Source organism: Pseudoalteromonas sp. UBA2102 (assembly GCF_002331165.1).
In the GTDB taxonomy this organism is placed as follows: Bacteria; Pseudomonadota; Gammaproteobacteria; order Enterobacterales; family Alteromonadaceae; genus Pseudoalteromonas; species Pseudoalteromonas atlantica.
This window is the reverse complement of record NZ_DCYU01000017.1, coordinates 1-23,184: the sequence shown is the minus strand read 5'-3', so window position 1 is coordinate 23,184 and position 23,184 is coordinate 1. Positions and strand designations below refer to the sequence as shown.

The 23,184-nt window shown below is 42.0% G+C and carries 20 protein-coding genes; 16 read left to right on the top strand and 4 right to left on the bottom strand.

What is annotated here, in order from left to right:
• The first annotated feature begins 5 nt into the window (after positions 1 to 5).
• The 12 genes from thrB to B2R65_RS01615 all read left to right on the top strand — a co-directional run bounded on the left by thrB (position 6) and on the right by B2R65_RS01615 (position 13,193).
• Positions 6 to 941 (top strand): homoserine kinase, encoded by a 936-nt coding sequence (thrB, locus tag B2R65_RS01670; protein ID WP_286740560.1) that lies wholly within the window; start codon positions 6 to 8, stop codon positions 939 to 941.
• 11 nt (positions 942 to 952) lie between these two features.
• Entirely contained in the window at positions 953 to 2,236 is a 1,284-nt protein-coding gene (gene thrC, locus B2R65_RS01665) for a threonine synthase (RefSeq protein WP_286740557.1), read from the top strand.
• 270 nt (positions 2,237 to 2,506) lie between these two features.
• Positions 2,507 to 3,763, top strand: coding sequence for a serine hydroxymethyltransferase (glyA, locus tag B2R65_RS01660; protein ID WP_024031685.1), 1,257 nt, complete (start codon positions 2,507 to 2,509; stop codon positions 3,761 to 3,763).
• Between the two features lie 365 nt (positions 3,764 to 4,128).
• Positions 4,129 to 4,578: a transcriptional regulator NrdR gene (gene nrdR, locus B2R65_RS01655; protein ID WP_004586861.1), complete on the top strand. Its 450-nt coding sequence runs from the start codon at positions 4,129 to 4,131 to the stop codon at positions 4,576 to 4,578.
• A gap of 2 nt (positions 4,579 to 4,580) precedes the next feature.
• Positions 4,581 to 5,714, top strand: a complete 1,134-nt coding sequence (ribD, locus tag B2R65_RS01650; RefSeq protein ID WP_286740553.1) for a bifunctional diaminohydroxyphosphoribosylaminopyrimidine deaminase/5-amino-6-(5-phosphoribosylamino)uracil reductase RibD — start codon at positions 4,581 to 4,583, stop codon at positions 5,712 to 5,714.
• Positions 5,715 to 5,730: 16 nt separating this feature from the next.
• The gene (locus B2R65_RS01645) at positions 5,731 to 6,384 is read left to right on the top strand and encodes a riboflavin synthase (protein ID WP_004586863.1); all 654 of its coding nucleotides are present in this window, start codon (positions 5,731 to 5,733) and stop codon (positions 6,382 to 6,384) included.
• Between the two features lie 29 nt (positions 6,385 to 6,413).
• Positions 6,414 to 7,526 (top strand): bifunctional 3,4-dihydroxy-2-butanone-4-phosphate synthase/GTP cyclohydrolase II, encoded by a 1,113-nt coding sequence (ribBA, locus tag B2R65_RS01640; protein ID WP_286740550.1) that lies wholly within the window; start codon positions 6,414 to 6,416, stop codon positions 7,524 to 7,526.
• Between the two features lie 101 nt (positions 7,527 to 7,627).
• Positions 7,628 to 8,092 carry a 6,7-dimethyl-8-ribityllumazine synthase gene (gene ribH, locus B2R65_RS01635; protein ID WP_286740548.1) on the top strand — a complete coding sequence of 155 codons (465 nt, stop codon included), beginning with the start codon at positions 7,628 to 7,630 and terminating at the stop codon, positions 8,090 to 8,092.
• Between the two features lie 15 nt (positions 8,093 to 8,107).
• A complete protein-coding gene (gene nusB / locus B2R65_RS01630) occupies positions 8,108 to 8,518 on the top strand; it encodes a transcription antitermination factor NusB (RefSeq protein WP_004586866.1) in 411 nt (136 codons plus the stop codon).
• 94 nt (positions 8,519 to 8,612) lie between these two features.
• Positions 8,613 to 9,587 (top strand): thiamine-phosphate kinase, encoded by a 975-nt coding sequence (thiL, locus tag B2R65_RS01625; protein ID WP_004586867.1) that lies wholly within the window; start codon positions 8,613 to 8,615, stop codon positions 9,585 to 9,587.
• A complete protein-coding gene (locus tag B2R65_RS01620) occupies positions 9,584 to 10,069 on the top strand; it encodes a phosphatidylglycerophosphatase A family protein (RefSeq protein WP_024031690.1) in 486 nt (161 codons plus the stop codon). Before thiL ends, B2R65_RS01620 begins: the two co-directional genes overlap by 4 nt.
• A 37-nt stretch (positions 10,070 to 10,106) precedes the next feature.
• Entirely contained in the window at positions 10,107 to 13,193 is a 3,087-nt protein-coding gene (locus B2R65_RS01615; protein ID WP_029773767.1) for a ligand-binding sensor domain-containing diguanylate cyclase, read from the top strand.
• 50 nt (positions 13,194 to 13,243) lie between these two features.
• Here B2R65_RS01615 and B2R65_RS01610 read toward each other — a convergent pair whose 3' ends face one another.
• The 4 genes from B2R65_RS01610 to B2R65_RS01595 form a co-directional block, all read right to left on the bottom strand.
• Positions 13,244 to 15,355, bottom strand: a complete 2,112-nt coding sequence (locus tag B2R65_RS01610) for a hypothetical protein (protein ID WP_286740567.1) — start codon at positions 15,353 to 15,355, stop codon at positions 13,244 to 13,246.
• 192 nt (positions 15,356 to 15,547) lie between these two features.
• On the bottom strand, positions 15,548 to 17,410 hold the full coding sequence (dxs, locus tag B2R65_RS01605) for a 1-deoxy-D-xylulose-5-phosphate synthase (RefSeq protein WP_029773765.1): 1,863 nt from the start codon (positions 17,408 to 17,410) through the stop codon (positions 15,548 to 15,550).
• Between the two features lie 102 nt (positions 17,411 to 17,512).
• Positions 17,513 to 18,400 (bottom strand): (2E,6E)-farnesyl diphosphate synthase, encoded by an 888-nt coding sequence (ispA, locus tag B2R65_RS01600; RefSeq protein WP_286740544.1) that lies wholly within the window; start codon positions 18,398 to 18,400, stop codon positions 17,513 to 17,515.
• A gap of 2 nt (positions 18,401 to 18,402) precedes the next feature.
• Positions 18,403 to 18,645, bottom strand: coding sequence for an exodeoxyribonuclease VII small subunit (locus B2R65_RS01595; protein ID WP_004586873.1), 243 nt, complete (start codon positions 18,643 to 18,645; stop codon positions 18,403 to 18,405).
• 315 nt (positions 18,646 to 18,960) lie between these two features.
• Between B2R65_RS01595 and pomA the strand changes: the two genes are divergently transcribed.
• The 4 genes from pomA to B2R65_RS01575 all read left to right on the top strand — a co-directional run.
• A complete protein-coding gene (gene pomA / locus B2R65_RS01590; protein ID WP_004586874.1) occupies positions 18,961 to 19,728 on the top strand; it encodes a flagellar motor protein PomA in 768 nt (255 codons plus the stop codon).
• 2 nt (positions 19,729 to 19,730) lie between these two features.
• Positions 19,731 to 20,651, top strand: a complete 921-nt coding sequence (locus B2R65_RS01585; protein WP_004586875.1) for a flagellar motor protein MotB — start codon at positions 19,731 to 19,733, stop codon at positions 20,649 to 20,651.
• Positions 20,652 to 20,862: 211 nt separating this feature from the next.
• On the top strand, positions 20,863 to 21,369 hold the full coding sequence (locus tag B2R65_RS01580; RefSeq protein ID WP_286740537.1) for a hypothetical protein: 507 nt from the start codon (positions 20,863 to 20,865) through the stop codon (positions 21,367 to 21,369).
• A 45-nt stretch (positions 21,370 to 21,414) separates the two neighbouring features.
• On the top strand, positions 21,415 to 23,184 hold a 1,770-nt coding region (locus B2R65_RS01575), incomplete at its 3' end, for a DNA topoisomerase III (protein ID WP_286740535.1).

The following is a 23,184-nucleotide window of genomic DNA, read 5'->3' as shown; positions in this document are numbered from 1 at the left end:
GCATTATGATAGAAGTATATGCTCCGGCGTCTATAGGTAATTTTGCAGTGGGCTTTGATGCACTTGGCGCAGCGCTTGCGCCTATTGATGGCAGCTTATTAGGTGATGTAGCCGCAGTAAGCGCCGCAGCAAGTGATGAGTTTGTTTGCTCTGGCGAATATGCGCATAAGTTACCAAGCGATGCGAGCGAAAACCTAGCATATCAATGTTTAGTACATTTTAGAGCGCACGTTGCGCCAGATATGCCAAGTGTAAAATTAGAGCTTAAAAAGAATTTACCAATTGGCTCAGGGCTAGGTTCGAGTGCGTGCTCGGTGGTAGCAACCTTTGCTGCGCTTGATAAGTTTGCTCAAACCAATTTAAGCCAAGTTGAGCTGATTGAATTAATGGCTGATTTTGAAGCGATAGTCAGTGGCGGACGTCATTATGACAACATCACCCCGTGTTATTTAGGGGGCTTACAGCTTACAGGCGATTTAATTCCTGATAAGTCAATTGCTCTACCAGTTGATGAAAACTGGTACTACGTAGCGGCGTTTCCTGGGTTTTCGCTTAATACCGCAAAGGCGCGCTCGGTATTACCTAAAGAGCTAAGCATGCATGCAGGGGTTGAGTTTGCACAGCGTTTATCGGCATTTAGCAGTTTGTTATTAACGCAGCGTTTTGATGATGCATTGAGCATTATGCAAGATGATATAGCAGAGCCTTACCGAGCACCGTTAATAACAGGGTTTAGCGAAGCGAAAGCAAATTTGCCAGCGCTTGGTGCAGAAATTGTCAGTATTTCAGGTGCAGGCCCTACGTTATTTACAGTGTGTAAAACATTAGAAGCTGCTGAAAAATGTGCGCAGTGGTTAGCGCAAAACTATATAAATGAGCAGGGCTTTTGCCACATTTGTAAATTAGATAACGACGGCACGCGTCAATTAACAGTTTTATAGGATAGGCATTTATGCAATTACATAATTTAAAAGAAAATTCTCAAAAAGTGTCGTTTGTTGAAGCGGTAAAAACAGGGCTTGGGCGTAATCAGGGGGTATTTTTCCCTGAAAGCTTAGCGCCACTCGCCGATGTAAATGCGTTATTAGATATGGATTTTGTTACCCGCAGTAGCAAAATTTTATCGCACCTTATTGGTGATGAATTACCCGCTGATACCGTTGCTCAAATGGTTAAAAATGCATTTAACTTCCCCGTAAAATTGGTAGAGGTTGAAGACAATAACTATTGTTTAGAGCTTTTTCATGGCCCTACGCTTGCGTTTAAAGACTTTGGCGGGCGCTTTATGGCTGAGTGTTTAGCACAGTTTAATCAAGGCGAAAAAGTCACGATTTTAACGGCAACCTCTGGCGATACTGGCGCTGCTGTAGCGCATGCGTTTTACAACAAGCCAAACATAGATGTGGTTATTCTATACCCTAAAGGCAAAATTTCGCTTGCTCAGCAAAAGCTATTTACTACGCTTGGTAACAACATTTATTGTTACGCGGTTGATGGCAGTTTTGATGATTGCCAAGAGCTGGTTAAAAAGTCGTTTTTAGATGACGAAGTTAAATCTACACTTGGCCTTAATTCAGCTAACTCAATCAACATTAGCCGCTTAGTGGCACAAGTATGTTATTACTTTGAAGCCATTGCTCAGCTACCAAAAGAAAAGCGTGCTACAGTGCATATTTCGGTCCCTAGTGGTAACTTTGGTAATGTATGTGCCGCCATGATTGGTGCTGTAATCGGTTTGCCGGTGGGTAAACTAAGCGCGACTACAAATCAAAACGACACCGTGCCACGTTACATGCTTGATAAAAATTGGGCGCCAAATGCCACACTTGAGTCGCTTTCAAATGCGATGGATGTGAGCAAGCCAAATAACTGGCCACGTGTGCAAACAATGTTAGATAATAACTGGTTTAGCTACGATAATTTTTACTCAACCAGCGTGAGCGAAGAAAATACGCAAGCAGTGATGAAAAATATTCAACAAACTGGTTATGTTGCAGAGCCGCATACCGCCATTGCATACCAAGGTCTTGTAGAGAATAAAGCACCCGGCGCAGCAGGTATCTTTTTAGCAACTGCTCACCCTGCTAAGTTTAAAGAAAGCGTAGAAGAGATCCTAAATATTGAACTTGATATGCCAAAACCACTTAGCGACGCACTTGCTAAACCTTGTTTAGCAAGCGACATTAACCCTGATTATGAAGCGTTACGCACTGAAATACTCGCTAAGTTAGGCTAACTAACTTAGCGTTAAAAAAGCGGCTTTGGCCGCTTTTTTTGTATTTTTAACGCGCTAAATAAAGTATTTATCATTAACTAATTAAATGTAAAAAATAAAAGCCATTTAAATTATTAATGCATTTATAAAAAAATATCATCTTAAAAACGCTGTGAAATAGATTCAATCCCTGTTTAAATATCCTCAACTTAAGAGCGTAGGCAAAGAGTCGTTTAAAGCGTACAATAAAGCCTCTAAAAAACACCATACACGTTGCCCTAGGAGACCCCAATGTTAGAACGTAGCATGAATATTTCGGATTTTGATCCAGAGTTATTTGACGCGATAAACAAAGAAACTGCTCGCCAAGAAGAGCACATTGAATTAATCGCATCAGAAAACTACTGTAGCCCACGCGTACTAGAAGCACAGGGTTCACAGCTTACAAACAAATACGCAGAAGGTTACCCGGGCAAACGTTACTATGGCGGTTGTGAGCACGTAGACGTTGTTGAACAACTTGCAATTGATCGTGCTAACGAGCTATTTGGTTCTGACTATGCAAACGTTCAGCCACATGCGGGTTCTCAAGCAAATGCAGCTGTTTTCTTAGCATTATTAGAAGCGGGCGACACTGTACTTGGTATGAGCTTAGCTCATGGTGGTCACTTAACGCACGGTTCACACGTAAGCTTCTCAGGTAAGCTATACAATGCAATCCAGTACGGGCTAGACGAAGCAACTGGCGAAATTGACTACGCACAGGTAGAAGCGCTAGCACTTGAGCACAAACCAAAAATGATTATTGGTGGTTTTTCTGCGTACTCAGGTATTGTTGATTGGGCTAAATTCCGTGAGATTGCTGATAAAGTAGGTGCTTACTTATTTGTTGATATGGCTCACGTTGCTGGTTTAATTGCGGCGGGTGTTTACCCAAGCCCAGTACCTCACGCGCATGTTGTAACAACAACAACACACAAAACATTAGCAGGCCCTCGTGGTGGTTTAATTATTTCTGCTTGTGGCGACGAAGCAATTTACAAAAAGCTTAACAGCGCTGTGTTCCCAGGTGGCCAGGGTGGTCCTTTATGTCACATTATTGCTGCAAAAGCAGTGGCATTTAAAGAAGCTCTACAACCAGAATTTAAAACATACCAAGCACAAGTAGTTAAAAATGCTCAAGCTATGGTTGCTGTTATGCAAGAGCGCGGTTACAAAATCGTATCTGATAAAACAGAAAACCACTTATTCTTACTTGATTTAATCGATAAAGATATCACAGGTAAAGATGCAGACGCAGCGCTTGGTAATGCAAATATTACTGTGAACAAAAACTCTGTACCAAACGATCCTCGCTCACCGTTTGTTACTTCTGGTTTACGTATTGGTTCACCTGCAATTACGCGTCGTGGCTTTAAAGAAGCTGAATCGAAAGAACTTGCTGGCTGGATTTGTGACGTATTAGACAACATCAACGATGAGTCAGTACAAGCGCAAGTTAAAGAAAAAGTTAAAGCAATTTGTGCAAAACTACCTGTATACGCTTAATTGCATAAGCAGCAGTAATTTAGATCACAACAAGGGGCCTGTTTACCTTTCGAGGTTTAATTTGCAGTAGTATGTTTGGTTTTTAGGCAAGGCAGAGTCTATGTAGTGTGGTTACTCCACACAAATAGGCGATAACGCAGCATAAATGCCAAACATGCACTGCCCTCGGGTTCGTCCTAGGGGCGATTTACTCTTTGTTGCTCGGTTTTTACTTAGCCCACTAGGTTACAAACCTCGCGCCGCGATCAAATCACCCCTAGATAGAACAAATTTAATCCTGAAAGGCCAACAGGCCCTATTTTTTTGCTAAGATAAAAGGCCGCTAAATAGCGGCCTTTTTTGTTTTAAAACGGAAGTACCGAGTTATGCATTGCCCATTTTGTACCGCAAAAGATACTAAAGTTATTGATTCTCGCCTAGTCGGCGGAGGCCACCAAGTTCGCCGTCGTCGTGAATGTAACGAGTGTCACGAGCGATTTACTACCTTTGAAGGCGCCGAGTTAGTCATGCCACGTGTAATTAAACAAGATGGCAGTCGAGAGCCCTTTAATGAAGATAAACTACTCAATGGCCTTAATCGTGCCCTAGAAAAACGCCCTGTTAGTACAGAGCAAGTGGATGAAGTGGTTAATATTATTAAATCGCAGTTGCGTGCTACCGGCGAGCGAGAAATATCAAGTCACCTAGTGGGTGAGTGCATAATGGAGGCGCTTAAAAAACTGGATAAAGTAGCCTATGTGCGGTTTGCCTCTGTGTATCGCTCGTTTGAAGATATACGCGAATTTGGTGAAGAAATTGCCCGTTTAGGGGAGTAATAATGCAAAACCAAACAACCTTTACTGCGCAAGATGAAATGTACATGGCACGTGCCATCGAGCTTGCAAAAAAAGGGCGATTTACAACCACCCCCAATCCTAATGTCGGGTGTGTTTTAGTTAAAGATAACCACATAATTGGTGAAGGGTTTCATCAATTAGCTGGGCAGGGGCATGCTGAGGTTAATGCTCTTGCTGTAGCAGGTGAAAACGCAAAAGGCGCGACTGCGTATGTTACGCTTGAACCGTGTAGCCATTACGGACGCACTCCGCCGTGTGCAGAGGGTTTAAAAGCCGCAGGTGTAGTAAAAGTTATTGCGGCTATGGTCGACACCAACCCACAAGTCGCAGGTAAAGGGCTTAAAATACTCAGCGATGCAGGTATAGAGGTTGCATTTGGGCTTCTAGAGCAGCAAGCGCGCGCACTTAATTTAGGTTTTTTTAAGCGTATGGAGCAGGGACTTCCGTATGTTACGTGTAAAATGGCGGCCAGCATTGATGGTAAAACCGCGCTTAAAAATGGCCAAAGTAAGTGGATCACCGGCAGCGCTGCGCGACAAGATGTACAATTACACCGAGCACAAAGCTGCGCTATTTTAACGGGCGCCGATACGGTTATTACCGATGATGCTAAGCTCAATGTGAGGTTAAGCGAGTTGCCACAGGCTTTGCCTACCGATTTACCCCTACGCCAACCGGTGCGTGTTATAATTGACTCACAAAATAGGCTTACACCAGAGCTGGCAGTATTTAATATTGAAAGTGAAATAATAATTTTTACTACCAAGGTTGATAAATCAACGCAGTGGCCGCATTTTGTAAGGCATATAGAAGTGCCACAGCAAAATAACAAAGTTAATTTAACGTCTGTTTTAGCGCACCTTGCTAAGCTGCAATTTAATCATGTTTATTTAGAAGCGGGTGCTACACTTGCCGGTAAAATGACAGAGCTTAATTTAATAGACGAATATATATTTTATTTAGCACCTAAACTAATGGGGGGCGATGCAAAAAGCTTAGTTAATTTTGCACCGCTGACAGATATGCAAAACACCGTTAATTTGACGTTTAAAGAGTGTGTGAAAATAGGCGATGATTTACGTATAACCGCTACAAAACACATTCCAATCACTTAATTAAAAGAGTAGGGCTATGTTTACTGGAATAATTGAAGCCACAGGCAAAATTGCACTATTACAAAAAAAACAAGGCGATTTAGCCATTCGCATTCAAAGCGCTAATCTTGATATGAGCGATGTAAAGCTTGGCGATAGCATTGCCACTAATGGCGTATGTTTAACGGTAGTTGATAAGCACATTGATGGCTTTAGTGCCGACTTATCAAACGAAACTATCAGCTTAACTGGGTTTGCAAATTATAATATTGGCCAAACAGTTAACCTTGAAAAAGCCATGCAGCCGGTTTCACGTTTAGGCGGGCATTTAGTGTCAGGTCATGTTGATGGCATTGCAACCATTACAGCTATTACTAGTAATGCGCGCGCCACAGAATATTGGCTAAGCACCGATGAAAATTTAATGAAGTACATTCCTTACAAAGGGTCTGTATGTATAGATGGTATAAGCCTGACAGTAAACGCTGTACAAGGTAATAAATTTAAATTAACCATAGTGCCGCACACAAGCGAGCAAACCACCATTGCTGATTTTAAAGTGGGCACACGCGTTAATTTAGAAGTCGACCAAATTGCACGTTATTTAGAGCGCCTTATTAAAGGGGCTGAGCAGCCGACAGGCTCAGATATTTCAATGAGCTTACTAGCTAAAGCTGGTTTTGTTAAATAACGACACTGATAACTTACACGAGCAAATTTATGAATTTACACAGCGCACAAGAAATCATCGACGACATTAAAGCCGGTAAAATGGTTATTTTAATGGATGACGAAGACAGAGAAAACGAAGGTGATTTAATCATTGCAGCAGAGCACATTAGCGCCGAAGCAATTAACTTTATGGCCACTCATGGCCGTGGCTTAATTTGTTTAACTATGACGCAAGAGCGTTGTGAGCAGCTTGATTTACCGTTAATGGTTAAAAACAATGGCGCAGCGTTTTCTACTAACTTTACTATGTCGATTGAAGCATCTAAAGGTGTAACAACGGGTATATCAGCAGCCGATAGAGCGCGTACAGTTCAAGCGGCAATTGCAAAGGGTGCTGTACCAAGTGATATTGTACAACCTGGACATATTTTTCCTATTATGGCACAACCAGGTGGCGTGTTAACGCGCGCAGGCCACACCGAAGCTGGCTGTGATTTGGCACGTTTAGCCGGCCTTGAAGCCTCATCAGTTATTGTAGAAATTCTCAATGCCGATGGCACTATGGCGCGCCGCCCAGATTTAGAAATATTTGCTAAAGAGCACGGTATTAAAATTGGCACAATTGCAGATTTAATTGAGTACCGAAACCTTAACGAAACCACCATAGAGCAAGTGGCTAAGTGTAAATTACCCACTGAGCACGGTGAGTTTGATTTAGTAACCTACAAAGATACGATTGACGGCCAACTGCACTACGTATTGCTAAAAGGTGAAATTAAAGAGCAAGAGCCAACGCTTGTGCGCGTGCACTTACAAAGTACCTTTAACGATATTTTGCTTTCAGACAGAAGTGCGGACCGTAGTTGGGGGCTTTCTGATGCAATGGCTTACATTGCAAAAAATAACGGTGCACTGGTTATTTTAGGCAAACAAGAAAGCACCGAAGAGCTAGAGGCCACAGTAAAAACATTTGCTGCTGCCGATGCTGGCGAAAATGTTACGCCGCGTAAATTTAAAGGCACATCACGCACTGTTGGTGTGGGCTCGCAAATACTGGCTGATTTAGGTATTAAGCAAATGCGCTTAATGAGTCGCCCTAAAAAGTATCATGCACTTTCGGGCTTTCATTTAGAAGTGGTTGATTACGTTGAGCCACAATAAGGGCTCAGCTTTTAACTAGTCTATTTTTTTATTTTTATGGTATGATGCGCAGCAATTTTTGCGCAATCGCAACCGCTTGAACATATTTTTAGGGTTATCAAATGAAAATTATTGAAGGTAATAAGTACGCTCCAGGCAAAAAATTCGCTATTGTTATTTCTCGTTTTAACGATTTTATTGGTAGCAGCCTACTAGAAGGTGCTGTTGATGAGCTAAAGCGTACTGGTGACGTAGCCGATGATGACATTACCGTTGTGTATGTACCCGGTGCAGTAGAGTTACCTTTAGCGGCAAAACGCATTGCGGCAAAAAAAGAGTATGATGCAATCATCGCATTAGGCGTAGTGATCAGAGGTGGTACACCACACTTTGACCTCGTTGCTGGCGAATCTAACAAAGGCCTTGCAAATGTATCGCTTGAGTATGATATCCCGGTTGCATTTGGCGTATTAACCACAGAAAGCATTGAACAAGCAATTGAACGCGCTGGTACCAAAATGGGTAACAAAGGCGGCGAAGCGGCATTAGGCGCGCTTGAAATGGTTAATGTGTTAGATAAAATTTAAGTTTAAGGAATTTTTGTGAAACCAGCAGCAAGACGTAAAGCACGTATCTTAGCACTTCAAGCCGTTTATTCTTGGCAATTAAGTGGCAATTTAATTGCCGATATCGAACAACAAATGTTGATCGAAAACGACGTGACTAAAATTGATGTTGAATACTTTAAAGATTTAGCGCGTGGCGTTGCCGTTAATTATAAGCAACTAGATGAAGCTGTATCTCCGCATTTAACACGTCCATTTGATGATTTAGATATGGTAGAGCGTGCAATTTTACGTTTAAGCGCGTATGAGCTTAAATTCCGTGAAGATGTGCCATATAAAGTAGCAATCAATGAAGGCATTGAGCTTGCTAAAATATTTGGCGCTGAAGACAGCCATAAATTTGTAAACGGTGTACTTGATAAAGCTGTTAAGCATTTACGCAAGTAATACTAGCCTTGCTAAAGCGCTCTGCTAAAGAGCTTAGCTTTAACAGTTAGTACACGTTAAAAAGGAGAGCCGGCATAGGTCGGCTTTTTTGTGTATGAAGGAATTTGAATTAATAAACCGCTACTTTAAAGGTCGTGGTATAACTCGTCGTGATGTAAGCCTAGGAATAGGGGACGACTGTGCATTAGTTACCGTTCCGCAAAACTGCCAACTTGCAGTAACAACTGATACGCTTGTATCGGGTGTTCATTTTTTTGATGACATTTCTCCCCGAGCATTAGGACACCGAGCACTGGCCGTAAATCTAAGTGATTTAGCAGCCATGGGGGCTGAGCCTACTTGGGTGTCGGTGGCATTAACCTTACCAAATATTAACCAGCAGTGGATTGAAGAATTTACTGAGGGAATGCACGAAATTGCTGAGTACTTTAATGTACAAATAATTGGTGGCGACACTACGCAGGGCCCTTTAACAGTTACTATATGCGCTAAAGGCACTGTGCCAGAGGGCAAAGCTTTACGCCGTGCAGGTGCTAAAGTGGGCGACTGGGTATGTGTAACCGGCACGCTAGGTGATGCCGGCTTGGCTATTGAATCTCGCAAGCGTGGCCTAAGTATTGAGCCTGAGCACTTAAAGTACATAAATAGCCGCTTTGATTACCCCACTCCACGGGTGGCTGCAGGGCAAGTATTACGTGGCCTTGCTTCATCAGCTATTGATGTGTCTGATGGCCTTATGGCGGATTTAACCCACATACTTGATATGTCACAAGTCAGCGCCAGTATAAATATTGAAAACATCCCAACCTCTGACGCTATGCGTTCAAGCCTGAACTTTGAGGCGCAATTGCCGTATATTTTAGGCTATGGCGATGACTACGAATTACTTTTTACTGTCTCTGAAGATAATAAAAGCATGTTGGAGCTTAAATTACGTCAATACGGCGTAGAAGCAACGTGCATAGGGCAAATAAAAAGTGGCGAAGGGCACATTGAGCTTTTACACCACGGTGAAAAATTTAATTTTGAGCAACAGGGCTTTGAGCACTTTGCCAAGGAGCAGGTTTGACTAGCAAAAAACAGTTTAATTTAAAGCGCCCGCACCAGTTATTTGGCCTAGGGTTTGGCACTGGCCTTGCGCCTGTTGCGCCAGGCACCTTTGGTACATTTGCTGCTTTACCATTTATTTTTATGACCATGTATTTTCCGCTTTGGCTACAAATCGTGTTTGCCGTGGTTATTAGTATTTTTGGTATTTGGGCGTGTGGCAAAACCGCCGATGATTTAGGTGTGCACGACCACCCAGCCATAGTGTGGGATGAAGTTGCGGGTTATTACATTACGATGATTGGTGCAGCGCTTAGTTGGCAAACCTTACTTGTAGGCTTTTTATTATTTAGATTTTTTGATATTGCCAAACCTGGCCCGATCAAAACGCTCGATAAGCGAATGGACGGCGGCGTGGGTATAATGGCTGATGATGTACTTGCCGGTATTTTTTCGCTTATTTGTTTGCAAGCGTTAATAAAAGCAGGTTTACTACCCTTTTAATTTTTGTGTTTTATTTGTTTAACTAGGTGGCAGCGAAATGATGCGATTTTTACTGGTATGTGTACTTATGTTGTGTGCCATGCCAAGTTGGGCTTCTATTACTGATTACGTTGTTAAGCAATGGAATATCAAAGATGGCTTGCCCTCGCAATCGCTAAAAAGTGTTGTGCAAGATCAGCAAGGCTATATGTGGGTCGGAACGCAATTTGGTCTTAGTCGTTTTGACGGCACAACTTTTACTAATTACAACACACAAAATAGTCCTTTTTTGCCAAGCAATGGTATTAATAAACTGCTCATAGATAGTAATGGCTATCTGTGGGTGGGCACTAAAAGTGGCTTGGTGGTCATAAACCCGCAAACGCTTGCCGCACAAGAATTTAATATTAAAGGCCCAGTTAGAGACATATTAGAAGATGCCAAGGGCAGCATTTGGATTGCAGCTAATGGACTTTATTATGTAGACCGCAACCAAGTTGATTTACGTGATAAAGCGAACGAACTCGTTCCTATTGTAAATGCCACTGTGATCACCCAAATAGTGGGGTCGGTTAGTCAAATGGCGCTTTCTCCAGAGGGGATTTGGCTTGTCAACGACCGTCATTTACTACGCTTAACTAAAAGCGCCTCGGATTTTTCAAAACTCAGGTTGGAGTTAACAGCTAAGGTGTCATTGCCTGAGCGGTTAGCACAAACCATTGTTCATGATCTGTCTTTTTTAAATGGTAATTTATATTTAGCCTCTGAACTGGGTGCTTACTTTTTAGATTTAGACGATGAACTAAGACCTTTCCCGCTTCCGAATGCGAATAACTCAGCTGTGTATAAATTTATGAGCGACACCAATGGTGGCTTATGGGTTTCTACTTATGGACGACTGCTTTTTAGAGCTAAGTCGGGTGAATGGCAATGGGTTGAGCCAAGTCAGCTAGATCAAAGTATTTGGTTTGCCGATATTTACCGCGATAGCCAAAATAATATTTGGCTTGCAAGTTTTAGCGAAGGCTTATGGCTTGCACACGAAGGGCGTATTGAGCGCCACTCTGCTTTATCGCAAATGACAGAGGCCGTTATGGCAATTAGCCAAGCGCCCGATGGTAATTTATGGGTGGCAAATAAAAGTGGTATTGGTTATTTCGATTTAAATAAAAACTTTGTCAATAAAATACCCAGTGCGCAATTTGGCCGCGCAACAGTACACGACTTACAGTTTGATGGCTCGCGTTTATATATAGCGACCGGACGAGGGCTGTTTTTTTACGAGCAAGATAAACTATACAGTTTTCCTGGCAGAGCGCTGCGCGACAATCCGGTATTTGCTATTAGCCCATCAAGCAAAGGCGGTTTTTGGATAGGTACAGGGCGTGGCTTGTATAGGCTGAGTTATGGCGGGTTAACACCCTTTGCATACAATGCCTTTTTAGGCAGTAAATTTATAACGTATGTGCTCGATAAAGCAAACTTTGGTGTAATAGGGACCAGTAAAGGGGCATATTACTTTACTGACCGTGGCATTGAAAAAATAGGTGACCAAACTTCGCTCGAAAGTGCATACATCACCAGCGTATTACATATAGATGGTGTAGGTATTTTAATTGGCTCGCTTAATGACGGCTTATTTTACAGAAGTTTACAAGGGCATTGGCGACAGTTAGATGCAGCCAACGGCTTACCCTATGGCTCTATTTTTAGCCTAGAGTATGACGAAACTTATAAGCGTGTATGGGTAAGTACCATGAAAGGTGTTTACCGTATGCCAGTAGCGCAATTTAAATCAGAGGTGTCGAGCTTAAAAGTGGAAGAGGTTATTTCTTCTTTTGATAGGCAGCTCGATGGTAAAGCAAGCCAGTGTTGTAACGGTTTAGGACACGATGCCGTTGCCATGACCGATTATTCAATTTGGTACCCAAGCTTACAAGGCATTGTAGAAATACCTAAAAATACCGAGCTATTTGGCCTAAATGTATTAAAGCCTAAAGTAGAAACACTAACCACACCACTGCGCGCGTTAACTACCGCAGCATTGGGCGAAAAGCCTTTACTAGATACTGATGAGCGCGACATAACGTTAAAGTACACCGCCATCGATTATTATGCGCCAAATAGTATTGAGTTTAGATATAAGTTAAGTGGGTTAGATAGCGATTGGCGCTATGCTAATGCACGCCGAGAAGCCATTTATACAAATTTACCGGCGGGGTCATTTTTATTTGAGCTTGAGGCAAAACGCCAAGGCGAAGATTGGGACAGAGCGCAAACTGTCGAGTATGCATTTGTAGTACCGCAGCGCTTTGACGAAACTATTTACTTTAGATTGCTAATTGTTAGTGGGTTTATTTTACTGTTTTACTTTATTTTTTGGGTATTTAGAGCGCAAGAGCGCCGTAAGCAAGAAGTACTCGAAGCGCTGGTTACAGAGCGTACATTAGAGCTGCGCCAAGCTAACGATAAATTAGGCCAAGTAAACTCACAGCTTAAACTAGTTAGTCACTCAGATGAGCTTACAGGGCTACGTAGCCGCCGCTTTTTGTTTGATCAGCTCCCTAAAGATATTGAGCACTTCCAACGTAATGCACAGTCTTTACAAGCGCAAGGTAAGTCACTTGTACTGCTTATTATCAACTTTGATAACTTTAGCCGTATAAACGATGCGTATGGCCCAATAGCAGGAGATAGCTGCTTACAACAAATGGCAGCGTTACTTAATTCGCGTACCCAAGGCTCTGACTATGTAGCACGCTGGAGTGGGGATGAGTTTTTATTATTGCTGCGCGATTTTAAGTGCAACATGATTGACAGCTATGCCTCTGATTTATGCCAAGCAATCGCATTAAATTCGTTTCAATTACCAAATGGTAAAACAACCAATATTACGGCTTCATTGGGGTGGTCTTTTTACCCACTGCCGCTTTTAGGTGGGCAAGTAATAAGCTGGGAAACGTCGATAAACTTAGCCGATATAGCGCTTCATCAGGTTAAAAAACGCGGTGGTGACGGTGTGGCAAATATTACGTTTGATAAACAGTTGGATGCGTTTGAGTTTGAGCAAAATTCGAATGTAGATCAGCAGCTGGGTATTTTACAAAGTAATGGCTTAGCAGATATTAAAGTGTGGATGCGATAATGCCCAACCTACAAAAGTAGGTTAGGCATGGTGAGGGTAACGCTATTTAATTACTGGTTTAGCCACGCTGGTAAAATAGCCACTGACTCAGGTGCACTAAATGCCATACTTGCATCGGCACTTATATCTCCCCCTGCGGTACTTAAAATATTATTAAAGCGCATAACTACGTTGTTAGACTTTTCGGCAACGTATAAATCGGTTCCGCTATACATAATATCAACAGGGTTTCCTAATAATGTATTGGGCCCGCTAATCGTCGCGCTTATATTAACTAGTCCCGAGGCATTTGCGGTATTATTTAATACATAAATTTTGCCATCGTCAGCAACGGCTGCGCTGCCTACATCAGAAAGTATTAACGCACCACTTAATGAGTCGTAATCTATTCCATGAATATTGGTAGGCGCTGCCAGTGCTTGTGAATTATTGGCAGGTGTAATTAATCTATCTTCTGTACTTATTGTGGTCTCGCCACTTAGTAGCTTATTTTTAACTTGATCAAATACCGCTACAGTGCCATTAGTTAGCGCAACAAAAGCGCGGTCAGTGTTACTGTCGTAATCAACATCCCACGGGCGTGCATTATTGGCAAAAGTTAAGGTCATAAGAGGTGATACATCGCCGGTGGCACAGCTTGAAAATATAGCAATGCTCGGCGTGGTTTCATTATTTTCAGCCACAAAAATCATTCCACTATCGGAGGCAATATCTAATCCTTTAGGTGAAATAAGGCCTGTATTGCTTCCTGAAATCAGTCTATCTTGGCTGGCGTTAAATGTTTCGCCATCACGGTTATAAGCCACTTTAGTAGAGATGACGATTCCGCCCATTCCTGTACTGGCATTATCGAATGTTGCGTAGCTATTACCTGCTTTATCAAAGCTAACGCTTTCTATCGTTTGGCTTGCATTATAGCTTGCAAGTTCGCTACTTAATGCTGTATTTAAACGGCTAATTTGGCCTGTTGTATCACCCGCAGTGCTTGGATTACTGGATACGGCTACGCCTAATAGCGCCATATTAGGCTCAGTACTATCTGATATATCAGCCATTGAGCTTTGAGTTAGCGTGTTAGTAATTGACTCTGGCTTAGTAGACGCAGTATTTAAATCGGGCGCTATATCGCCACTTTCACCGGCAAATATATTACTAAACACTAAAATTGCATCGTTTGATTTTTCGGCCACACGTAAATCGCTACCCTCAAGGGTAATATCTACAGGGTTGCCTAGCATAGTCGCAGGGCCTGAAATACTGCGTGCAACAGATGTATTACCTTGCGCAGTTGAGGCATTATTAATAACAAAAAGCGCGCCATCGGTAGCATCTGATGCGCTACCAACATCCGATAAAATAAGTTTATTGGTGGTTTCATCATAAACAATGCCGTGAATATTTACCGATATTTGCACACCATCGGCATCGCTTGGTGTAATAGTACGACTTGGCATAGCGGTAAATTCACCGCTTACAAAATTATCGTAAACCGCGACATCACCGTTGGTAAGTGCTACATAAAGTCGGTCGTTTACGTGGTCATAATCAACATCCCACGGGGCGGCTTCGGTAACAGTAGTAGCAAGCGGCGCGGCATCTCCCGCTGCAGCACTGCCAAATGTGGTAATTTGCATGGCACCAAAATCAGCTATAAATATCAGCCCGCTATTTTTTGCAATCGCTATGCCCTTAGGGTTAACCAATGTAGTGGCAGGGCCTGTAATTTCACGGTCTTGATTAGTACTAAAGCTTGCACCATCATCGCGATTGGCAAGTTGGCATATAGTTTTAATGCTACCATTTTCGCTGTCGCTTGCTTGTATTAAATTACCGAGGCTATCAAAGGCTACGCCTTCATTTGCAGTGGTATTAAAGGTTTTTAATTTGGCAGCGTTCTGGTTTATTAAATCAACAGTGCCTGCGTTTTGCTCACCGTTATTAGCTAAAATAAACGTGGCAGCACTAAAGCCGGGGTTACCGTTTGTGCCATCGCTTCCATCTTGACCATCTGCTCCCGGCGTACCGGCTAAACCGTTTTCTCCATCATCACCGCTACACCCTGAAATACCAAGTACTATCCCAAGCGCTAATGCTGAAAAACAAAGGGGGCGTTTAAGTGAAATGTTTTGTGTATGAAGGTGAGTTAAATTAGCTTTTTTCATCATTTTTACCTTTTAATATTCCATCAAATGAAAGTAAATAACGTGCCTGTTTATACTCCTCAGTACGTACTATTTACTGTGTTAACCTCATAGAGATAACGCGTAGAAATACACATTGGATGCAAATATTTAAAAATAAAAAACAAAAAAGGAGCCATCAGGCTCCCTTTAAAAACTAGCTAGCAAAAATAATTAAGCGATAAACGATTTTATTGAATTTAAAATGCCTTGTTCACCTAAGCCCATTTCATCATGCATTTGCGCTTGTGTGCCGTGCTTAATAAATTCATCAGGAATACCTAAGTTAAGCACTTTTAGGTTGGCTTTTTGCGCTGCTAAATATTCATTAACCGCTGAGCCTGCGCCACCACAAATAGCGTTGTCTTCAAGCGTTACTATTACATCATGAGTTTGGCTAAGCTCATCTAATAAACTTGTATCAAGTGGCTTAATAAAGCGCATATTAACTAGCGTTGCCCCTAGCTCATTTGCAGCAAGTTGCGCGTTTTCAAGCAAAGTACCAAAGGATAAAATAGCAATTTTAGCACCTTGCTTAATGGTATTGGCTTTGCCTATTTCTAGTAGCGTCATTTCGCTTTGAATATCGGCAGTACCGGCACTACCACGAGGGTAGCGAACTGCTACAGGGCAATTAGCTTTATAACCGGTATAAAGCATATGGCGGCACTCGTTAGTATCACTTGGGGCCATAATAACCATGTTGGGAATACAGCGCATAAAGCTTAAGTCGTACGCACCTTGGTGTGTTTCGCCGTCGGCGCCTACAATACCAGCGCGGTCTATAGCAAAAAGCACAGGTAAGTTTTGCAGTGCAACATCATGGATAAGTTGATCATACGCACGTTGTAAAAAGCTCGAGTAAATAGCTACAACGGGTTTTAACCCTTCACAGGCAAAACCGGCGGCCAATGTGACAGCGTGCTGCTCTGCTATGGCTACATCGAAATACTGCTCTGGGTGTTCTTTTGAAAAACGCACCATACCTGAGCCTTCACGCATTGCTGGGGTAATAGCCATTAATTTTTTATCTTGCTCGGCCATATCACACAACCAATCACCAAACACCTTAGAGAAAGTGGCGGCGCCAGGTTTAGATTTAGGTAAGCTTGATGTATTAGGGTCAAACTTTGGCACACCGTGATAGCCAATAGGATCAGCTTCTGCGGGTTTATAGCCTTTTCCTTTTTGGGTTTTTATATGTAAAAGCTGAGGCCCTTTTAAATTACGCATATTACGCAGTGTATCTACGAGCATATTTACATCGTGGCCATCAATTGGGCCAATGTAATTAAGACCTAGTTCTTCAAAAAAGGTACCTGGAATAACCATTCCTTTTAGGTGCTCTTCTACTTTACTGGCAAGCTCTTTAACAGGAGGCACGCCAGAGAGTAACTTTTTACTGCCTTCGCGAATATTTGTGTAAAAGCTGCCAGATAAAATACGCGCAAAGTGATTAGTTAACGCACCGACGTTTTCAGAAATCGACATTTCGTTATCATTTAAAATGATTAACATGTCAGATTTTACATCGCCTAAGTGGTTCATTGCTTCAAATGCCATACCTGCTGTAATGGCGCCATCGCCTATAACAGCAACAGTTTTGCGGCCTTTACCTTCTTTTTGAGCCGCAATAGACATACCAAGCGCTGCCGAAATAGAGGTACTTGAATGGCCTACGCTAAAGGTATCGTATTGGCTTTCTTCACGAAAAGGGAATGGATGTAATCCGTCTTTTTGGCGAATTGTATGCATTAAATCGCGTCGTCCCGTTAAAATTTTATGCGGGTACGCTTGGTGGCCTACATCCCATACAAGGCGATCTTCTGGTGTGTTATACACATAATGTAGAGCAACGGTAAGCTCAACAGTTCCTAAACCAGACGCTAAATGGCCGCTACTTTGCGAAACAGAGTTGAGTAAATAGTCTCGTAACTCGTTGCTAAACGCAGGGAGTTTATCTTGCGCTATATCGCGTAAGTGGGCTGGTTCGTCAACCAAGTTAAGTAATGGATACTTGCTACTATCAAGTGTCATGGTATTTATTTTATCCTTCGCTAACACCGGTGCTAACTTATTAGTTGTTACCGCTGTTGAGTAATAATGTCAGTGCTAAATGGCAATACGTATATGTAACACTCAATGGTCACGTTTAATCAGGTAGTTTGCCAGCGCCGCTAGAGTAGAGGTATCAGCATCTATTTTGTTTAATGCTTGATGCGCTTGCTCTATTAAATTTTGCGCCATTTGCTTGGCACCTTGCATACCTAATAGGGCCGGATAAGTTGCTTTATTAGCAGCTAAATCAGAGCCTTGTGGCTTACCTAAAGTAAATGTGTCACCTTCAACATCTAAAATGTCGTCGTGCACTTGAAATGCCAGCCCTATAGCATACCCAAAAACACGTAAGTTTTCTAAGGTTTGTTTGTCTGCTTTTTCGCTACATAATGCACCCAATGTAATGGCACAGTTGATTAAGGCACCCGTTTTTAATTTATGAATTCGTTCAAGCTGTTGTACTGTAATCACTTTATCTGTGGCTGCAATATCTAGCCCTTGCCCGCCGACCATGCCTTCAAGCCCCGATGCTTTAGCCAGTGCGCTGATCATTTTTACTTGTGTTGATGCGCTGCAGGTGAAATTGTGAGTCGAGATAAGCTCAAAGGCTAATGTTTGTAGTGCATCGCCTGCTAAAATTGCATGCGCATCGTCAAACTCTATATGGCAAGTTGGGCGTCCACGGCGAAGGTCGTCATCATCCATGGCTGGTAAATCATCGTGCACCAACGAGTAGCTATGAATACACTCAATAGCAGCAGCAAGAATATCTAAATCTTGCTTATTAGCTCCGAGCATTTCGCCACTTGCGTAGACTAAAAAGGGGCGTAAACGCTTGCCACCGTTAAATAAGCCGTACTGCGTAGCTTCTTTTACTGTGTGTGCGGTATCAAGGGGTTGATCAAAGTACTGTTGCAGGGTCTTTACGACATCTTGTTGAGCACATTCTATTTTTTCTTGTATGCTCACGGTTATTCCATATCGTTGTTAAATGAAGTAAGCGCTGCTTTTTCGTCATTACCCATCAAAATAGACACTTTTTGTTCTGCTTGTTGTAACTTACCCGTTGAGGCGTTAGCTAAGGCTATACCACGCTCAAATTGCTTTAACGACTGCTCAAGCGATAAATCACCTTGTTCCATTTCACCGACAATGGTTGATAGTTCTTCGAGTGCTTGTTCAAAACTTAGGTTTTCAGGTTTTTTAGTCGCCATGTTTAATTTCAGCCAGCATGATAAATTTAGGAGCCAATTTTAGGGGGAATGCTAAACTAGGTCAAAGGATGATCGTTGTTTTTTGAGTTATATCAGTTTAAATCGTATTTTTACCAAGTATAAGATGCGTATTAGTGCTCACTGTGTACAATAAAATTAATCAGTCGCTAGGCGAGTAGGGTATCTTGATCTAAAATTAGGCCAAACACAGTGTTTTACACTTTTTTCAAAAATGGCTTAAGTATTTCAGTATCTTGCCGATAAGCAGTTAATAATAAAAGTTTGAATAACAAAGTATAATACTTTGGAGGAAATGTGGATTTAGCAACCATAATTGGGATCCTTGGCGCAATTGGTTTAATTGTCATGTCCATGTTTATGAGTAGTAGCGGTGAAATGGGGATGTTTGCCGATGCGCCTTCTAGTGTAATTGTATTTGGTGGCTCACTATTTATTGTGTTATCAAACTTTACCTTGTCGCAGTTTTTGGGCATAGGTAAGGTTGTTGGTAAAGCATTTATGTTTAAAATCGAATCGCCAGAAGAGCTGATTGAAAAAGCAGTAGAACTTGCTGATTCAGCCCGTAAAGGGGGGTTTTTAGCCCTCGAAGAAGCCGAAATACCAAACCCTTTTATGCGCAAAGGTGTAGATATGCTCGTTGATGGCCACGATGCTGATGTAGTTCGTGCCACGCTTCAAAAAGACATTTCTTTAACCACAACTCGTCACGAACTGGGCGCCGGTTTATTTAAGTCACTTGCCGATATAGCCCCAGCAATGGGTATGATAGGAACGTTAATAGGCTTAGTTGCTATGTTATCTAACATGGATGACCCTAAAGCCATTGGCCCCGCAATGGCGGTGGCATTATTAACTACTTTATATGGTGCATTTTTAGCAAATGTAGTGGCTATTCCTATTCAGGTAAAACTTGAGCTTCGTAAAGACGAAGAAGCCATGAATCAGCGTCTAATACTGGATGCTATTTTAGGTATTCAAGATGGCCAAAACCCGAAAGTAATTGAAGGTATATTGAAAAACTACCTTGCTGAGTCTAAGCGCAAAGTAGATACCGAGGAGTAACCATGTCTGATCAAGAGTGCAAATGCCCACCACCAGGTCTGCCTGCTTGGATGGGAACATTTGCCGACTTAATGTCGCTTTTAATGTGCTTTTTTGTACTTTTGCTCGCGTTTTCAGAAATGGATGTACTTAAATTTAAGCAAATAGCTGGCTCGATGAAGTTTGCATTTGGTGTGCAAAACAAAATAGAAGTAAAAGATATCCCTAAAGGGACCTCGGTTATTGCGATGGAATTTACCCCAGGTAAGCCTGAACCTACCCCGATAGAAACCATTCAGCAACAAACCGTTGAAATGACCCAGCAAATGTTAGAGTTTCAAGCGGGTGATGAAAGCTCTGCTGGTGGTAGACAAGAGCAACGTGGCGATAAACGTGGTGGCGAGTCACGTAGTACATCGCAGCAGCAATCTTCAGAGCAAGCAACTTCAGCCGCCGATCAAGAACAAACTAACGAGTTAGTGAAAAAAATAGCGCAACAGCTCGAAAAACAAATTATCGACGGTGCAATCGAGCTTGAATCTTTAGGGCAGCAAATCATTATTCGTATCCGTGAAAATGGCTCATTTCCCTCTGGCAGTGCTTTTTTACAACCTAAGTTTAAGCCCATAATTCAAGATATTGGTGAGTTATTAAAAGATGTACCTGGAGAAATTACGGTATCGGGTCACACCGATGATTTTCAGGTTTCTAACGAGTTATATATTAATAACTGGGACTTATCGTCAAAGCGTGCTGTAGCAGTAGCAAGCGAATTACAAACAGTACAAGGGTTTGATAAAAACCGCATGATGGTAGTAGGGCGTGCTGATACTCGTCCACTTGTTCCGAATGATTCAAACGAAGATAGGCGTAGAAATCGCCGAGTAGAAATATCAATCTTACAAGGTAAGGCTAAAGAGTCAGACCCTATTGATGTGCGCTAGGCGAGTAGCGGGCGCTAATTTCTCTAATTAAGTTTCTTTTTAAGGTACTTAATCGCCTAAGTATCTTGGCAAGCTCATTATTTTAGCTTAAAGTACATTTCCTTAACATATGTAATGGATGCGCTGTGAAAGTTATAATTAAATATTGTGATATGCCAGGTAATGGTGATGGTACCGACGACGATACAAAAGAAAAATAAGGTAAAACATTTTGCCTGATTGGTTTTTGTATTTCGTTAGTATTTTAAGTAAAAGCTGGGTCTTTATGCTAAGCCCGGCTCTTTTTATATTTTTTATATTTAAAGATTACTTAGCCTTTAGGTTTGCATTACTGACCGTCGCTTTTTTCTTCTTTGGGGGGATAACAGCCTCTAGCTTGAGAGAGTTTGACGATATTTATATCTATCGTTATTTAGTATGGGCGGCTACCGATATTATATGGATGGCGTTAATAGCTTATTGGGGAATAAAAGATAAAGTTTATTTATGGCAATGCGTTATTGGTCAGTTAGTGGTTATTGGCGCACCTATATTACAATTATTCAGATTAGTTGACCGTCACCTTTGGGATTTAGCGTACAGCACCATTATTTACAAAACGTTAATGCCCTTTATCAACATTGGCACCGTCATAGTGTGTTATTTACCTTTAATTATGCTTTTCGCTAAAAAAAGTAATACCCCCTCAAAAATAGAAAGCGCTCCACCTTCTAAATAGCTGTGCTAAACTACTGTTCATATAAACAGTTAATGAGCAACTCCCATGAAACTCTATATCGCAGAAAAGCCATCACTTGGCAGAGCTATTGCTGATGCATTGCCAAAACCACATAAAAAACACGATGGTTATATAGAAGTGGCTAATGGTGACTGTGTCTCGTGGTGTATAGGGCACTTACTTGAGCAAGCTGAACCTGATGATTATGATGCGCGTTTTAAAAAGTGGCAATTTGAGCACCTCCCCATAGTGCCACAGCAATGGCAGCTCAAGGCAAAAACGAAAACGCGTAAGCAATTAACTATTTTAAAAAAGCTAATTAAGCAGGCATCAGTACTCGTGCATGCGGGGGATCCCGATCGCGAAGGCCAATTGTTGGTTGATGAAGTCATAGAACAAGCCAAAATAAGTAAAACCAAAAAGCAAAGCATTCAGCGTTTACTTATAAGTGATTTAAATTTAGCGGCGGTAAAAAAAGCGCTTACTACTATGCGTTCAAATCGTGAATTTATTCCGCTTAGTGTGTCGGCGCTTGCGCGTTCACGTGCAGATTGGCTATTTGGTATGAACCTTACACGTGCTTATACGCTGGCGGGACAAAAAGCAGGCTTTGGCAATGTGTTGTCGGTGGGTCGCGTACAAACCCCAATTTTAGGTTTAGTGGTTAATCGGGATAACGAAATAGCTAACTTTGTGTCAAAACCATTTTATGAAGTGTTGGCGCATTTAATAACCCCTGAGCAGCAAAGCTTTGTGGCCAAGTGGGTACCAAGCAAAGCCTGCGAGCCGTACCAAGATGAAGAGGGCCGCGTTTTAAATAATGCATTAGCCGAAAACGTCGCCTCGCGAATAGCCAATCAACCAGGTGAGGTTACAGCACTTGAACAAAAACAAAAAAAACAAAGCGCGCCGCTGCCTTATAATTTATCGGCACTGCAAATAGATGCTGCAAAGGCATTTGGTATGGCAGCTCAGCAAGTACTCGATATTTGCCAAACGCTCTATGAGCGTCATAAGTTAATTACTTACCCTCGTTCTGATAATCGTTATTTGCCTAAAGAGCATCATGTAGATGCGCCTGCAATTTTAAAAGCAATTGCAGCTAATGGCGGTCAAAACACTGAGTTTGTGAATGGGGCAGACGCTAAAAAACGCAGCAAATGTTTTAACGATGCAAAAGTGGCTGCACACCATGCAATTGTACCTACCGCTAAACAACTAAAAACAGCGACTTTGGCGGCTGATGAAGCAAAAGTATATCAACTTATTAGCAGGCATTACCTAATTCAGTTTTACCCCGATTATATTTATAACGAAACTAAAGTAGAGGTAACAATTGCGGGAGGTTTATTTAAAGCCAATGCAAAGCAAGATGTAAGCTTAGGGTTTAAGGTATTAATGGGCAAAGCCGAGCTAAAAGATGAAGCAACCTTGCCTCATTTAACAAAAGGCATGGCACTTAACTGCACTAAAGGTGAAGTGGTAGAAAAACACACTACGCCACCGTCTCATTTTACTGATGCAACATTGCTAAGTGCCATGACCGGCATTAGTCGTTATGTAAAAGATTCACAAATTAAAAAAATACTCAAAGAGACCGATGGGCTAGGAACAGAGGCAACCCGCGCAGGCATTATTGAATTATTATTTAGGCGTCGTTTTTTAAAGCGCGAAGGTAAATCAATTAAAGCGACACAAACAGGCTTGGCACTTATTAGTGTTTTACCAGAGGGCTTAGCTAGCCCCGATTTGACCGCTAAATGGGAGGCGAGTTTAGGCAACATTGCTCAACAAGCAATGAGCTACCAACAATTT